General features: G+C 73.7%; 14 protein-coding genes. 5 read left to right on the top strand and 9 right to left on the bottom strand.

The features are described 5' to 3' along the window. Position 1: 1 nt before the first annotated feature. Together Dvina_RS20755 and Dvina_RS20750 are read right to left on the bottom strand one after the other, a co-directional pair. On the bottom strand, positions 2–634 hold the full coding sequence (locus Dvina_RS20755) for a DUF4360 domain-containing protein (RefSeq protein ID WP_223104123.1): 633 nt from the start codon (positions 632–634) through the stop codon (positions 2–4). A gap of 126 nt (positions 635–760) precedes the next feature. Continuing rightward, positions 761–1,366 carry an alpha/beta hydrolase gene (locus Dvina_RS20750; RefSeq protein ID WP_223104122.1) on the bottom strand — a complete coding sequence of 202 codons (606 nt, stop codon included), beginning with the start codon at positions 1,364–1,366 and terminating at the stop codon, positions 761–763. A 60-nt stretch (positions 1,367–1,426) separates the two neighbouring features. On the opposite strand from Dvina_RS20750, the gene Dvina_RS20745 reads away from it, so the two are divergent. From Dvina_RS20745 to Dvina_RS20730, 4 genes are read left to right on the top strand one after another with little or no spacing between them, the layout of a single operon-like run. Continuing rightward, the gene (locus tag Dvina_RS20745; protein WP_246656343.1) at positions 1,427–2,671 is read left to right on the top strand and encodes an NAD(P)/FAD-dependent oxidoreductase; all 1,245 of its coding nucleotides are present in this window, start codon (positions 1,427–1,429) and stop codon (positions 2,669–2,671) included. Continuing rightward, entirely contained in the window at positions 2,668–3,342 is a 675-nt protein-coding gene (locus Dvina_RS20740; protein ID WP_223104121.1) for a DUF1365 domain-containing protein, read from the top strand. Before Dvina_RS20745 ends, Dvina_RS20740 begins: the two co-directional genes overlap by 4 nt. Continuing rightward, entirely contained in the window at positions 3,339–4,652 is a 1,314-nt protein-coding gene (locus tag Dvina_RS20735; RefSeq protein ID WP_246656342.1) for an SAM-dependent methyltransferase, read from the top strand. The genes Dvina_RS20740 and Dvina_RS20735 overlap by 4 nt, the downstream gene beginning before the upstream one ends. Then, positions 4,649–5,956, top strand: a complete 1,308-nt coding sequence (locus Dvina_RS20730) for an SAM-dependent methyltransferase (RefSeq protein WP_223104120.1) — start codon at positions 4,649–4,651, stop codon at positions 5,954–5,956. The genes Dvina_RS20735 and Dvina_RS20730 overlap by 4 nt, the downstream gene beginning before the upstream one ends. Before the next feature lie 32 nt (positions 5,957–5,988). Here the strand turns inward: Dvina_RS20730 and Dvina_RS20725 are convergent, their stop codons facing one another. Next, positions 5,989–6,525 carry a TetR/AcrR family transcriptional regulator gene (locus tag Dvina_RS20725; RefSeq protein WP_223104119.1) on the bottom strand — a complete coding sequence of 179 codons (537 nt, stop codon included), beginning with the start codon at positions 6,523–6,525 and terminating at the stop codon, positions 5,989–5,991. A gap of 70 nt (positions 6,526–6,595) precedes the next feature. On the opposite strand from Dvina_RS20725, the gene Dvina_RS20720 reads away from it, so the two are divergent. Then, on the top strand, positions 6,596–7,624 hold the full coding sequence (locus tag Dvina_RS20720) for an aldo/keto reductase (RefSeq protein ID WP_223104118.1): 1,029 nt from the start codon (positions 6,596–6,598) through the stop codon (positions 7,622–7,624). Here the strand turns inward: Dvina_RS20720 and Dvina_RS20715 are convergent. The 6 genes from Dvina_RS20715 to Dvina_RS20690 all read right to left on the bottom strand — a co-directional run bounded on the left by Dvina_RS20715 (position 7,586) and on the right by Dvina_RS20690 (position 14,073). After that, on the bottom strand, positions 7,586–8,293 hold the full coding sequence (locus Dvina_RS20715) for a GntR family transcriptional regulator (protein ID WP_223104117.1): 708 nt from the start codon (positions 8,291–8,293) through the stop codon (positions 7,586–7,588). The genes Dvina_RS20720 and Dvina_RS20715 overlap by 39 nt on opposite strands. A gap of 85 nt (positions 8,294–8,378) precedes the next feature. Continuing rightward, positions 8,379–9,176 (bottom strand): DUF4438 family protein, encoded by a 798-nt coding sequence (locus Dvina_RS20710; RefSeq protein ID WP_223104116.1) that lies wholly within the window; start codon positions 9,174–9,176, stop codon positions 8,379–8,381. Then, positions 9,173–10,030, bottom strand: coding sequence for a DUF4438 family protein (locus tag Dvina_RS20705; protein WP_223104115.1), 858 nt, complete (start codon positions 10,028–10,030; stop codon positions 9,173–9,175). The genes Dvina_RS20710 and Dvina_RS20705 overlap by 4 nt, the downstream gene beginning before the upstream one ends. Before the next feature lie 85 nt (positions 10,031–10,115). Further along, positions 10,116–11,483, bottom strand: coding sequence for a TldD/PmbA family protein (locus Dvina_RS20700; RefSeq protein WP_223104114.1), 1,368 nt, complete (start codon positions 11,481–11,483; stop codon positions 10,116–10,118). After that, positions 11,483–12,949, bottom strand: coding sequence for a TldD/PmbA family protein (locus tag Dvina_RS20695; protein ID WP_223104113.1), 1,467 nt, complete (start codon positions 12,947–12,949; stop codon positions 11,483–11,485). Before Dvina_RS20695 ends, Dvina_RS20700 begins: the two co-directional genes overlap by 1 nt. Next, positions 12,946–14,073, bottom strand: coding sequence for a Gfo/Idh/MocA family protein (locus tag Dvina_RS20690; RefSeq protein ID WP_223104112.1), 1,128 nt, complete (start codon positions 14,071–14,073; stop codon positions 12,946–12,948). Before Dvina_RS20690 ends, Dvina_RS20695 begins: the two co-directional genes overlap by 4 nt. Between the last annotated feature and the right edge of the window lies 1 nt (position 14,074).

The following is a 14,074-nucleotide window of genomic DNA, read 5'->3' as shown; positions in this document are numbered from 1 at the left end:
CCTACGGGCAGCGCTTCCAGGCGATCTGGTAGACGGTGCTGAAGGCGGCGTCGGTCGAGTCCATGCTCATGAAGCTCGTCGTCGTCTTCTTGTTCGAGGTGCCGGCGTTGACCCGCAGCTCGGTGTTGATGTTGAGGTGGCGCTCCTCGCCGCACTTCTCGAAGACCAGGGCGGTCACGGCGACGGAGTCCTTGGTCTGCCAGTTGTCGTCCATGGGGCCGCGGAACGGGTGGCTGGCCCGGGCGGTCTGCGAGTTGCCCTGGAAGTAGTAGCCGGCCACGGCGGTGCCGGTGGCGCCGCGCTCGAGGTGGGCGAAGCCGCGGTAGTCGGCGTCGGCGATCGCGTAGGTGAAGCCCTGCGGGATGTGCACGTCGAGGGCGAGCTGACAGTTCTTGCGGAAGTCGGTGGGTTTCGTGCCCACACCGACCTGGGCCATGTACTCGCTGTAGGTGACCGTGAACGCCTTGCGGTCGGGTGAGACGTCGACCGCGGCGCTGCCGTCCGGGCAGCCGGAGCCATTGGCGGTGACCACGCTGATGCTCACCTCGTTCGGCGGCGGCGGCGTGACGGGCGGCGCGGCGGGCGCGGCGAGCGAGGACAGCAGCATGGCACCGGCGGTGACGGCGTGGAACATGGATCCCCCCGTGGTTCGGCACTGAACACAATGACTCGGTCACTCTATGGAGTCGAAGCGTCACAGTGTTGCCGGTCGGCCATGACTGCCCGGACCGTTGTCGAGGGCTGAACGACGGACCGCGGCTCAGCCGTTCGGCCAGGCCACGGTGCGGACGAACCTCTCGACGAGGCGGTTCCAGTGGGAGTACCGCCGCAGCATCGTGTGGTTCTCGCCCTTGACGAGGACGAACCGCCCGCCGTGCGCGGCGGCGAACCGCGCGGACTCGCCCGGATCGGTCGTGCGGTCGCGGTCGCCGTGCGCGATGAGCAGCGGCACGGCCGGGTCCGTCGGCAGCGCATGATCGGGCGGCTCGAGCCACGGCGCGAGGGCGCAGATGCCGGCCACGCCGGGCGCGGTGGCGACGTGCAGCGCGACCCGGCCGCCCATCGAGTGCCCGACCAGGACCACCGGCACACCCGGGTGCGTGCGCGCGGCCCGGTCCAGGGCCCAGCGGGCGTCGGCGACCGGATGCCGCTCGGGCTCGTTCCAGCCGCGGTAGCGGTAGCGCAGCCGCCACACCGCCACGCCGGGTCCCGCGTCGGCGGCCGCCCGGCCGAACGGCAGCATCCGCAAATAGGCGACCCCGCGCTGCGCGGACGCCGTGCTGTGCACCCGGCCGCCGTGCAGCAGCAGGACGAGCGCACGGGGATCGGCGGCACCGCGGGTGACCAGATGCGGCTCGGTGACCATGTCCCCCAGAAGAACACATCGCGGCCCCATCCGCCGCCGAGCCCGCTCCGAATCCGGGACATGAGATCCGTGGCCGTCATCGGTGCCGGCGTCGCCGGCCTCACCGCCGCGTACGTCCTGCGCGACGCGTGCGCCGTGACGCTGTACGAGGCCGAGCCGCGCCTCGGCGGGCACGCGCACACGCACGACATCGCCGACGGCAACGGCACGGTCGCCGTCGACTCCGGGTTCATCGTGCACAACCGCCGCACCTACCCGCACCTGCTGCGCCTCTTCGCCGAGCTCGGCGTGGCGACGCAGGCGACCGAGATGAGCATGTCCGTGCGCTGCCTCGGGTGCGGGCTGCAGTACGCCGGGGCGAAGGGCGCCCGCGGGCTGTTCGTGCAGCCGCCGCGCCCGGCCTACCTGGCCACCCTCGCGCAGGTGCCGCGGTTCCACCGCCGGGCCCGGGCCCTGCTCGCCGCGCCCGGCGACGGGCCCGGCCCGACGCTCGGCGAGTTCCTGCGCCGCGGCCGCTACTCCGCCCACTTCGTGCGGCACTTCGTCGTCCCGCTCGTGTCGGCCGTGTGGTCGTGCGAGCCGGAGACGGTCGCCGAATACCCGGCCCGGTACCTGTTCGCGTTCCTGGCCAACCACGGCATGCTCAGCGTCACCGGCTCGCCCACGTGGCGCACGGTCGTCGGCGGCTCCCGCACCTATGTCGAGCTGCTCGCCAAGGAGCTCACGGCCGTGCGCACCGCCGTGCCGGTCCGGGCCGTGCACCGCGGGCCGGACGGTGTGCGCGTGCGTGACGACGCCGGCGACGAGCACCGGTTCGACGCCGTCGTGCTGGCCACCCACGCCGACGACGCGCTGCGGCTGCTCGCCGACCCGACCGCGGCCGAGCGCACGGTGCTGGGAGCGTTCACATACACCGTGAACGACACGGTCCTGCACACGGACGACACGGTGCTGCCGGACCGGCCCGGCGCGCGGGCGAGCTGGAACTACCTGCTGCCCGGCTGCGACGCCGGCAGCGGCCCGGCCCGGGTCACCTACGACATGAGCCGGCTGCAGCGGCTGCCGTCCCGGCGGCGGTACCTCGTGTCGCTCAACGATCCCGACGTGCCCGCCGCGGCCGTGCTGGCCCGGATGCGCTACACGCACCCGATCTACACGCCGGGAGCGCTCACCGCCCAGCGCCGCCTGCCCGCCCTGAACGACGGGACCACCGCGTTCGCCGGGGCGTACCACGGCTGGGGCTTCCACGAGGACGGCTGCCGCTCCGGCGTCGAGGCCGCCCGCTCGCTGGGCGTGGCCTGGTGAGCGCCGGCCCCGTCCTGTACCGGTGCCTGGTGCGGCACGCGCGCACGCGGCCGTTGCGGCACGGGTTCGCCTACCGCACGTACCAGTGGCTTGTCGACCTCGACGCCCCGCCGGACCCCCGGTTCCGGGCCCGCGACCACCTCGGCGATCCACAGGGGACGATCAGGTCCAATGTGGAGCGGTTCCTCGCCCGCCGCGGCGTCGACGCCGGCGGCCGGATCCTGATGCTCACCAACGCACGGGGGCTCGGCCACATCTTCAACCCGCTCACCGTGTACTGGTGCCACGACCACAGTGGACGGTTGTCGGCGGTCGTCGCGGAGGTGCACAACACCTACGGCGAGCGGCACTGCTACCTGCTGCACCCCGATGCGGACGGACGGGCCGAGACCGGCAAGGCGTTCTACGTCTCGCCGTTCTTCGGCCCGGGCGGGCGCTACCGGATGCGGCTGCCCGCGCCCGGCGACCGGCTGGCCCTCACCGTCGTGCTCGAACGCGACGGGGCCCGGGTCTTCACCGCGACGCTGCGCGGGACCCGCGCGCCGGCCGCGGCGCACCCGTTCACCGCCCTGACTGTCAGCGCCCGGATCCGCCTGCAGGGCATCCGGCTGTACCTGCGGGGGCTCCCGGTGATCGCCCGCCCCCGGCACCGTCTTCAGGAGGACGTATGACGCTGTTGCATCCGACCCCGGCCGGCCCGATGCCGACCGGTGCGATGCCGACCGGTGCCGTCGCGGCGGGCCCGGCGCTGCCCCGCTGGCCCGACGTGTTCGCGGTGCCGTCGGCGCCGGTGCGCGGCCGGATCGCGGAGGCGCTGCTGCACCGGGTCGCCGAGCGGCTGGCGCTGCGGGTGCAGTACCACGGCGGCCGGACCATCGGCACGGGTGGACCCCTGCTCGTGCTGCACCGGCCGGGCGCGTTCCTGGCCCGGCTCGGCGCGCACGGGCTCATCGGGCTCGGCGAGTCGTACCAGGCCGGCGACTGGGACGCCGAGGACCTCACCGGCCTGTTCGCGGTCCTGGCCGCCGACATTACGGCGATCGTCCCGCGCCCGCTGCAGGCACTGCGGCACGTGCACGGCGCACGGCCGCCGCGCACGGCCCGCAACACGGCGGCGAACGCCCGGCGCAACATCCACAGCCACTACGACCTGTCGAACGACCTGTTCGCGCTGTTCCTCGACCGCACGATGACCTACTCGTCGGCGCTGTTCGACACGGACCCGGGCGCGGCCGGCTGGCCCGACCTGGCCGCGGCCCAGCACCGCAAGATCGACCGGCTCCTCGACGCCGTCGGGGTGGGCCCGGGCACCCGGCTGCTGGAGATCGGCACCGGGTGGGGCGAGCTCGCGATCCGGGCCGCCCGCCGCGGCGCGGACGTGCACAGCGTCACGCTCTCGGCCGAGCAGCGCGACCTCGCCGTCCGCCGGGCCGCGCGGGCCGGCGTCGCCGGCCGCGTGCACGTGCGGCTGCAGGACTACCGTGAGATCCCGCCGGCGCTCGGCGGCTTCGACGCGATCGTCAGCGTCGAGATGCTCGAGGCCGTCGGCGCGCAGTTCTGGCCGGTATACCTGAAGACCCTCGACCGGCACCTGGGTCCGGGCGGCCGCGTGGGCCTGCAGACGATCACGATGGCCCACGAGCGGATGCGCGCGACCCGCCGCGGCCACACCTGGATCCAGAAGTACATCTTCCCCGGCGGGCAGATCCCGTCGATCCGCGCGCTGGAGGACGGCCTCGCCGCCGGCACCACGCTGCGCATCGCCGACCGGTTCGCGTTCGGCCGCCACTACGAGGCCACGCTGCGCCTGTGGCGGGAGCGGTTCACCGCGCACACCGACGGCGTGCGCGCACTCGGCTTCGACGAGACGTTCCGCCGCACCTGGGAGTTCTACCTCGCCTACTGCGAGGCCGGGTTCCGCACCGGCTACCTCGACGTGCACCAGCTCGTGCTCGACCGCTCCGGAAAGGCCGCCGCATGACCACCACCACCTCCACCACCCCGGCCGCAGGCTCCGTCGCCGAGCGCCTCGGCACCCTGGTCGGCGCCGTCGCCGGCGGCTCGCTGCCGGTGCGGCTGCGCGCGTGGGACGGCAGCGAGACCGGCCCGGCCGACGGCCCGGTCCTCGTGGTCCGCAGCCGCGACGCACTGCGCCGGATGCTGTGGCGCCCCAACGAGCTCGGCCTCGCGCAGGCGTACATCACCGGCGAGATCGACGTCGAGGGCGACCTCGCCGACGGCCTGCGCCGCGTGTGGCGCCACGCCCGCGCGAAGGGCCTCACCGGCGGCGGCGCCCGGCTCGGCGCCACGGACCGGCTGCGGGCCCTGCGCACGGCGCTCGCGCTGGGCGTGCTGGGCCCGCGCCCGAAGGCGCCCGCGGTGGAGGCGAAGCTGGACGGCCGCCTGCACTCCAAGGCCCGCGACCGCGCGGCGATCAGCTACCACTACGACCTGTCCAACGAGTTCTACGCGCTGCTGCTCGACCCGGCGATGGCATACTCGTGCGGGTACTGGACGTCGGACGCCCCCGGCTACGACCTGGCCGCGGCCCAGCGCGACAAGCTCGACCTGATCTGCCGCAAGCTCGGCCTGCGCCCCGGGATGCGGATGCTCGACGTCGGCTGCGGCTGGGGCTCCCTGTCGATCCACGCCGCCCGCCACTACGGCGCCGACGTCACAGGCGTCACCCTCTCCGCCCGCCAGCGCGACTTCGCCGCCGCCCGCGTCGCCGAGCTCGGCCTGCAGGACCGGGCCCGGGTCCGCCTCCAGGACTACCGCGACGTCACCGACGGCCCCTACGACGCGATCGCCACCGTCGAGATGGGCGAGCACGTGGGCGACGCGCAGTACCCGGCGTTCGCCGCCACCCTCCACGGCCTGCTGGCCCCGCGGGGCCGCCTGCTGGTCCAGCAGATGTCCCGCGGCCGCCACGCCCCCGGCGGCGGGGCGTTCATCGAGGCGTACGTGGCGCCCGACATGCACATGCGCCCCGTCGGCGAGACCGTCGCCCGGCTGGAGCGGGCCGGGCTGGAGGTCCGCGACGTCCACGCCATGCGCGAGCACTACGTGCACACCGTCGCCGCCTGGCTGCGCACCCTGGAGTCGAACTGGGACGCGGCCGTGGCCCTGGTCGGCGAGCCGACGGCCCGCGTGTGGCGCCTCTACCTGGTCGGCGGCGCCCTGACGTTCGAGGAGGGCCGGATGGGCGTCGACCAGATCCTGGCCGTGCGCCCCGGGCCCGGCGGCGTCAGCGGCGCCGCCCTCCACGACCCGGCGTGGCGGTGACGTTCCCCGAGGGCGCGGGCCGCATCGGTGGGCTAGCTGCGGGCGCGTAGGCCGTCGATCAGGAGCTCGACCATGCGCATGTCGGCGGCCGGGTCGGCGCCTCGGCACAGGCGGGAGATGGCGTAGAGGACGTCCATCGGGGACGCGTCCGCGCGGGCGTCGCCGGCCGCGGCCGCGGCCCGGAGCAGGGTGCTCAAGGCCGGCTCGAAGCGCTCCCGGAAGTACAACGGCAACGGTTCGAAGGCGGGATTGCCGGAGTGCAGGGCGTCCTGCAGGCCGCGCTTGGCCCCCACGAAGCCGGTGAAGCGGTGCAGCCAGGCGACGAGCGCCTCCCACGGCGGCAGGGCGGTGGCGAGCGCCGCCGCCTCGTCGGCGCAGGCGTCGACCTCGTGCCGGAAGACGGCGGTGACCAGGTCGGAGCGGTCCGGGAAGTGGCGGTAGAAGGTGGCCAGGCCCACGCCGGCGCGGGTGGTGATCTCGCGGACGGGGGCGTCCACGCCCGACTCGCGGAAGACCGCGCGGGCCGCCTCGACTATCGCGTCGAAGTTCCGGCGGGCGTCCGCACGCATCAGGGCCTCGCAAATGAGAAGATGTTCCGGTTAGACTGGGCGGGAGGAACCGAAGGGAGCACCACAGACTATGCGCTACCGTACGCTCGGCCGGACCGGCATCCAGGTCAGCCCCTACTGCCTGGGCGCCATGATGTTCGGCGCGATCGGCAACAACGACCACGACGACTCGATCCGGATCATCCACCGGGCCCTCGACGCCGGCATCAACTTCATCGACACCGCCGACGTCTACTCCCGGGGCGAGTCCGAGGAGATCGTCGGCAAGGCACTCAAGAACCGGCGAGACGACGTCGTGCTGGCCACCAAGGTGCACGGGGCCATGGGCGACGACCCGAACCGGCGCGGCACCTCGCGACGGTGGATCATGGCCGAGGTCGAACACTCGCTGCGGCGGCTGCAGACCGACCACATCGACCTGTATCAGGTGCACCGCCTCGACCCGGCAGTCGACATCGAGGAGACGCTGTCGGCGCTTACCGACCTGGTGCGCAGCGGCAAGGTGCGGGCGATCGGGTCCTCGACGTTCCCGGCCTCGGCGATCGTGGAGGCCCAGTGGGCGTCCGAGCGGCGCGGCTACGAGCGGTACCGCACCGAGCAGCCCCCGTACTCGATCCTCGACCGCGGCATCGAGCGCGAGATCCTGCCGGTGACCCAGCGGTACGGCATGGGCGCCCTCGTGTGGAGCCCGCTCGCCCAGGGCATGCTGACCGGGAAGTTCCGCAAGGGCCAGGAGGCCACCACCCACCGCGCGGGCCTGCCGTTCAAGCACTACCGCGACGAGCGCCGCCTCGACGCCGTCGAGCAGCTGGTCCCGCTGGCCGACAAGCACGGCCTGAGCCTCACCCACATGGCGATGGCGTTCGCCGTCGCCCACCCCGGGGTCACGTCGGCCATCATCGGGCCGCGGACCATGGAGCAGCTCGACGACCTCCTCGCCGGCGCCGAACTCGCGCTCGACGACGAGATCCTCGACGCGATCGACGCGATCGTCCCGCCCGGCACGGACGTGGGCCGCCTGGACATGGCCTACACCCCGCCGGAGCTGCAGCAGGCGGCGCTACGCCGGCGTCCGGCCGGCGACCGGGCCGCTGTCTAGCCCCTTCGAGGACAGCACCCCGGCCTCGGCCATGCTGTCGACGGCGCCCAGGTAGTGCTCCTCCAGCATCTGCACGATCTGCTCGCCGGAGCCGACCCGGAAGACGTCGACCACGTACTGGTGGCGGCGCACCGCCTCGTCGAGGCCGATGTGCTGGCGGTCGATCGACGAGCGCATGAGGGCGCCCATCTGCGCGTCGAGCGTCCGCCACAGTGCGGCCAGGCGCTGCTTGCCGGCGGCGTCGATGATGCAGCCGTGAAACTCGGTGTCCAGGTCGATCATCGTGGCCACGTCGCCGTCGGCGGCGACGCCGGCCATCCGGTCGACGACGGCCTGCATGCGCCCGAGCACGTCGTCCTTGTTGCCGGTGATGCAGCGGACCGCGCCGGCCTCCAGGACGAAGCGGGCATAGCACGCGTCCCGGATGTCCTCGTAGGACATCCGGGTCACGACACTGTGCCGCCGCGGCGAGATGTCGACCAGGCCGTCGACGCTGAGCTGGCGCAGCGCCTCGCGGACGGTCGAGCGGCTGACCCCGAGCTCCTCGGCGAGGGGCGCCTCGACGAGGCGCTGCCCGGCGGTGAACTCGTTGTTGAGGATCTTGCGCCGCAACACGAGATACACCGCCTCCGGCAGCGACCGGTGCAGGAAGTTCGCCGGGTCGGTCACGCCACCTCCTCGCTTCGCTCGTCAGCAGCATGACCGTCAGGCTGCGCCAGTCGACGACCGGCCACTGCGCTTCCCTGCGGACCGGTCATGCGCGGAAGTCTAGGTCGTCGACGCGCAGGCCGAGGTGCTGGTCGCCGTCGACGTGCACGGGCAGCGCCGCGATCGGCCCGCACAGCAGCGGCATCAGGCCCGGTCCGTGGCCCGGCAGCGGGCTGCCGCCGTGCACGATGACGCCGACGGTCCGCCAGCCCCGCCGATAGCCGGCGTTGTGCCGCACATCGAGGTCGTCAATTGCCACAAAATCCCCCAAACACAGCTCCGGTGGTACCTCCTGAAGGTCGAGGTCCCACATCTGCGCCGGACGGCCGATCCCGTTGCCCACCACGGCCGACGGCACGATCCCGCGCACCCCGACCGGCAGGGCCAGGCGCGGCAGCATCCGCGGGTCCACATTGAGCACGGTCAGGCCCGGCAGCGTCGCCCCCTGCCCGTGGGCCCGCACGGCTATCGCGTCCCCCGGCAGCAGCGCGGCCAGCACGTCGTCGGCGAACAGCACGATGACCCGGCCCTCCTCGCCGCGCTTGCCCAGGACTGTGCCCCGCGCCCCGGCGGCCGCCCCGGACCGCACCACGGCGTCGTTGCCCAGGCACGCGAACGCGGTGAGCGCGTGCCGGGCCGACGGGTCGCGGTGTTCGAGGGTGACGCCGGGTGCGACGTGGTCGGCGTCATGGGCGAACACGCCGTCGCCGAGGTGTACCCCCAGGACGACGCCCGAGGACCCGACGGGCACGTAGGGTGCGCCGTCGGCGTCGATCAGGTACGGCGAGGAGCCCATGACCGGCGCCTCCACCGCCCCGGTCAGGTTCATGGCCACGGTCGTCACAGCAGCGCTCCCAGGTTGGCGTCGGCGTCGTCGACGACGCAGAACGCCTCGGCGGGGCCGGTGATGATGGTGCTCGGGCCGGGCCCGTGGCCGAAGAGGCGGCAGTGGCCCGTGCTGATGACGCCGACGGTGAGGTACCCGCGCCGGAACCCGCGCCCGAAGCGGTGGTCCTGGTCCTCCAACGCGACCAGGTCGCCGATGCGCAGCGACTCCAGGCCCAGGGACAGGTCGGCACCCTGCCCGGCGTAGGCGCCCATCAGGTCGGTGTTGGCGAACTCGGAGACCATCCCGGCCCCGGCCCCGACCGCGGCGGCCGGCACCCGGGCCGCCACCCCGACCTCGAGGCGGCCGTCGGCCCGGGTGGTGATCGGCAGCGCGTCGAGGAGGTCCGGGTCGAGGTTCTTGACCACGACGTCCGGGTGGTCGGTGAGCTTCAGCCCCTGCCCGCGGGCGGCGACGCTCACCCGGTCACCGGAGCTGACCAGCGCGAGCCGCTCCTCGGGCATGTCGACGAGCACGTACGCGTGCTGCCCGATGACCCGCCCGGTCGCGCCCGCCGCCGGCCCGCTGCGCACGGTGACGACGTTGCCGACGCAGGACAGGAACTGCAGGGCCATGTTCGCGCCCGGGTCCGCCGCCCGCACGGACAGGCCCGGCTCGACGTGGTCGCCGGCGTAGCCGGTGGCCGGGTCGCCGGCGTGCGCGCCGAGCGTGACCCCGCCCATGCCGGGCAGCAGGAACGGGGTGCCGTCGGCGTCGACCCGATACCCGTGCCGGTCGGCCAGGGCGGGCCAGACCTCCCCGGCCAGGATCTGGGTGACCAGCCGCTCCCGGTTCGTGCGCAGCCTGGTCATGCCGGCACCTCCGCAAGCTCCGGCGCCGCCCTGAGCCCCGAGCTGCAACACTGATGAGCGGCCACTCCGCTGCGCTCCGTACCGCTCATGCCGCCGCTCCGAACCGGAAGCCGTGCCCGCGCAGGGCGGGAGCGCTCACGGCGCCGTTCCAGACGTTCATCACCGGCTGGGAGCGCACGGTGCGGCCCAGCCCGTCGACCGTGGCGAGCAGGTCGAGGACCGAGTGCGTGAACCGGGCCCCGGCCACGGGCGCGGCGAGGCGGCCGTTGTCGATGAGGAAGCAGCCGTCGCGGCTGACGCCGGTGATGGTGCCCGCGACCCGGTCGACGAGCCGGGTGTACCAGAACCGCTGCACGTAGACGCCGCGCTCGACGCCGGCGATGAGCTCCTCCTCGGTCTGCTCGCCGGGGCTGAGCACGAGGTTCGCCGCGACCGGGCTCGGCGGCTCCTCCCGGGCGACGTGGGCGTGGCCGGTCGAGGCGGTCCCGAGGGCCCGGGCGGTGGCCAGGTCGGTCACCGCGTGCCCGACGACCCCGGCGGCCAGCAGCGGCACCCGCGACTTCGGGGTGCCCTCCAGGTCGAACCCGATCGGCAGCCCGTAGGGCGCGGTGGCGTCGTCGGCCACGTGCACGAGGGTGGAGGCGATCCGCTCCCCGGCGCGCTGGGCGACGAGGCCGACGCCGGCCGCGGCGAGGTCGCCGCCGAAGCCGAACGCCTCCAGGAAGCCGAGCAGTTCTCCGGCCGCCTGAGGGCCGAGCACGACGGTGTAGTGCCCGTCCGGGAGCGGCCCGCGGCCCCGCCCGGCGACGGCCTCGCGGACGGTCCGCTGCACCGACTCCCCGGCGTTGAGCGCCGCGGCCGAGCGGTGCAGGTCGATCCAGTGCGAGGTCCCTTCGGCCCCGCGCTCGCCGACGGTCGCGGTAAGCGTCCCGATCGCCTCGGTGGCGAGGGTCTGGCGGGCGACGCCGTTGCTGTTGACGACGGCGAGCTGGGTGACGGCCCGGCCGAACATCCCGGCCGCGTGCCCGCCGGCCGCCTCGGCCTGGCGCATGGTGTCCCCGGCCAGGGCGGAGCGGGCACCGGCGTCGAACGCGGCGGTGTCGTCGTGCCACAGCTCGAGGTCGGGCCCGGGCGCGGGCGCGGCGATCGTCGCGGTGCCGGGGCGGTCGGCGGACTTGGCGAGGGCCCGGGCGAGCTCGGCGGCGCGGGCGACGGCGGCGTCGAGGCCGCCGAGCACGCCGGTGGCGGCCCGGGCGGCGTGCCCGTCGACGACGGCCCGCACGGTGTACTGCGTCTCGGTGATGTCCTGCGGCTGGTGCACGCGGCCGCCGGCGAAGCGGGTGTACTCCCCCGCCTTGCCCAGCAGCGCGATCTCCACCGCGTCGGCGGCGGCCGCGGAAGCCGCCCGCGCCAAACCGTCGAGCAGCCGGTCGGGGTCCACTGGGGCGAACATCACGCGACTCCGATCCTGAGATTGCGCACCAACATCGGGGCGGCGCCGTGGCTGAGGAAGCCCCACTGCTTCGGCTCGCCCTTGCCGCACGGGTAGCCGAACGCGCGGAACTCCGACGGCCCGGCGACGGCCTCGACCGAGCCCCAGAACTGCGGGGTGACGCCGCCGTAGGAGAAGTTCTTCAGCAGCCGGCCGCGCCGCCCGCGCTTGACCTCGTAGGCGACCTCGGTGCCGAACTGGAAGTTGAGCCGCTGGTTGTCGATCGACCAGCTGCGGTTGTCGTCGATGTAGTAGCCGTCGCCGAGCCGCGCGAGGAGCTCGTCGAGGGTGCCGCCGTCGCCGGGCTGCAGGAACACGTGGGTGGCGAAGCAGACCGGCAGGTAGCCCCAGCCGTCGGAGCGGGCCGCGCCGGTCAGCGCCAGCCCGGCCCGGGCGGCCGAGTCGCGGTTGGACAGGGTGTTGCGCACGATCCCGGCGTCGATCAGGTGGGTACCGCGGGCCGGTGTCCCCTCGTCGTCGAAGGCGAACGAGCCCCGGGTGCCGGGCACCGTCGGGTCGGAGGTGATGGTGACGGCCGGCGAGCCGTAGCGCAGCGACCCCACGTCCGAGGGTTTGATGAACGAGGTGCCGGCGTAGTTGGCCTCGTCGCCGAGCATCCGGTCGAGCTCCAGCGCGTGCCCGCACGACTCGTGGATCTGCAGTGACACCTGCTGCGCGCCGATGATGACGTCGGCGTGCCCGGCCGGGGCGACGGGGGCGGTCAGCAGCTGCACGGCCTCCTCCCCGACCCGGGCCGCGTTGTCCAGCATGCGCAGCGAGGCGAGGTACTCCCAGCCGGCCGCCGCCGTGTTGCCGTGGAACGAGTTCGGGTAGCTGCGCCGCTGCACGTCACCGTGGCCGCTGGCGGTGACCACGAGCATCGCGCCGGTCTCGGTGAAGTGCTGGTGCTGGCGGGAGCCCTCGGTGTCGGCGTAGTGGCGGTGCTGGCGCTTGGCGTTGATCCCGGCCTGGGCGGCGGCGACCTCGGCGGGCGCGGACGCGGCGGCGAGCCACGCGGCGAGCAGCTCCTGCCGCTGCGCCCCGCCGACCGCGAACGGGTCCTGCTCGACGGCCGTCTCGTAGCGCCCGCTGGACGGCTCCCGCGGCGGCAGCTCGGTCGGCTTCCCGTGCCCGGCCAGGGCGACGGCGACGCCGTGGGCCTGGGCCGCGGCCGCCGCGGCGTCGGACTCCTCGGTCAGGGGGCGGGCGGCGAAGCCCCACTGGCCGTCCACGAGCACCCGCACGCCGATGCCGATGTTCTGCTCGATCCGCTCGTCGGGGTCGGCGCCCTTCTGCAGGTACGACCGCAGCTCCTCGGCCTCGATGAGCCGCGCATCGGCGAACTGGACCTTGCCCGAGACAGTGCTGAGGGCGGCGTCGAGGATGCGGGCGGCCACGGCGTCGTCGTGCAGGGAGCCCCAGGTCATGCTGCGTCCTCGGTGAGCGGCAGGGAGACCCACGCACGGGTGCGGAACGAGCGCTCGAAGGCGTTGATGGTCTCCTGCACCAGCGCGCCCTGGCCGAAGTCGCCCTGGTTCTGGGGGCTGCCGGAGAGGATCTCGGTGGTGAAGTCGGCGCAGAGGTTGGAGTAGAACAGGAAGTCCCAGTCCTCGCGGGAGTGCCCGCCCTCGGGGAAGAACTCCTGCGGGATCTCCCGCTCGACGAACTCGACCTCGTGGCGGGTGGCGGTCCTGATGGTCTGGCAGATGCCGAACTCCTCGACCAGCCGCACGATGATGGCGCCCTCGGAGCCGTAGATGCGGGCCTCGATGCCGGGGAAGTTGCCGACGGTGACGTAGGAGGACTGGACGGAGGCGAGCAGGCCGCCGTCGAACTCGGCGATCCACATGTCGCCGTCGTCGATGTTGAGCCGCTGCATGAGGCCGGTGTCGCGGACCATCCGCTCGGGCACGAAGTTGCGCATGGTGCCGACGACGGACTGCAGGTCGGTGCCGGCCCACCAGTGCATGATGTCGATGATCGGGGCGCCGTATCCCTCGATGGACGAGGTGGCGATCACGGCCGGGTCGGCGTGCGGGTCGACCTGGCGCATCGGGGTGGCCGGGTCGATCCATTGGCTGTTCTGCTCGTAGCCGTTGAAGACGTACGGCTGCCCGACGAACCCGGTGTCGATGAGGTGCTTGGCGTACTGGATCGCCGGGGCGTAGCGGAACGTGAAGCCCAGCTTGGTCTTGAGGCCCTTGGCCCGGGCCAGCTCCGACAGGGCCCGGGTCTGGCGGTAGTCGTGGTGGACGGGCTTCTCGCACAGCACGTGCTTGCCGGCGTCGAGGGCGGCGGCGGAGATCTCGAAGTGCGCCCGGTTGGCGGTGGCCACGTCGATGACGTCGATGCCCGGGTCGTCGAGCAGCTCGCGGTAGTCGGTGACCCGCTTGGGCACGCCGAACCGCTCGCCGGCCTCGTTGACCGTGGCCTCGTCCGTGTCGGCCACGGCCACGACCTCGGCGCGCGGGTCGCGCTGCCAGCCGGGGATGTGTGCGCGCTGGGCCCAGCGGCCCGAGCCGACGACGGCGACGCGGAGTTTGTCGCTCATA

The organism is Dactylosporangium vinaceum (assembly GCF_019904175.1).
GTDB lineage: Bacteria > Actinomycetota > Actinomycetes > Mycobacteriales > Micromonosporaceae > Dactylosporangium > Dactylosporangium vinaceum.
Note: the sequence above shows the minus strand (reverse complement) of the source record. Positions and strands in the feature narration are given on the sequence as shown.

What these genes read in the sequence shown, in the direction of transcription:
- Dvina_RS20745 (WP_246656343.1), top strand. Translation starts at nt 1,427, where the DNA reads ATGAGATCCGTGGCCGTCATCGGTGCCGGCGTCGCCGGCCTCACCGCC.
- Dvina_RS20730 (WP_223104120.1), top strand. Translation starts at nt 4,649, where the DNA reads ATGACCACCACCACCTCCACCACCCCGGCCGCAGGCTCCGTCGCCGAG.
- Dvina_RS20705 (WP_223104115.1), bottom strand. Translation starts at nt 10,030, where the DNA reads ATGACCAGGCTGCGCACGAACCGGGAGCGGCTGGTCACCCAGATCCTG.
- Dvina_RS20725 (WP_223104119.1), bottom strand. Translation starts at nt 6,525, where the DNA reads ATGCGTGCGGACGCCCGCCGGAACTTCGACGCGATAGTCGAGGCGGCC.
- Dvina_RS20695 (WP_223104113.1), bottom strand. Translation starts at nt 12,949, where the DNA reads ATGACCTGGGGCTCCCTGCACGACGACGCCGTGGCCGCCCGCATCCTC.
- Dvina_RS20735 (WP_246656342.1), top strand. Translation starts at nt 3,339, where the DNA reads ATGACGCTGTTGCATCCGACCCCGGCCGGCCCGATGCCGACCGGTGCG.
- Dvina_RS20755 (WP_223104123.1), bottom strand. Translation starts at nt 634, where the DNA reads ATGTTCCACGCCGTCACCGCCGGTGCCATGCTGCTGTCCTCGCTCGCC.
- Dvina_RS20690 (WP_223104112.1), bottom strand. Translation starts at nt 14,073, where the DNA reads ATGAGCGACAAACTCCGCGTCGCCGTCGTCGGCTCGGGCCGCTGGGCC.
- Dvina_RS20750 (WP_223104122.1), bottom strand. Translation starts at nt 1,366, where the DNA reads ATGGTCACCGAGCCGCATCTGGTCACCCGCGGTGCCGCCGATCCCCGT.
- Dvina_RS20720 (WP_223104118.1), top strand. Translation starts at nt 6,596, where the DNA reads ATGCGCTACCGTACGCTCGGCCGGACCGGCATCCAGGTCAGCCCCTAC.
- Dvina_RS20700 (WP_223104114.1), bottom strand. Translation starts at nt 11,483, where the DNA reads ATGTTCGCCCCAGTGGACCCCGACCGGCTGCTCGACGGTTTGGCGCGG.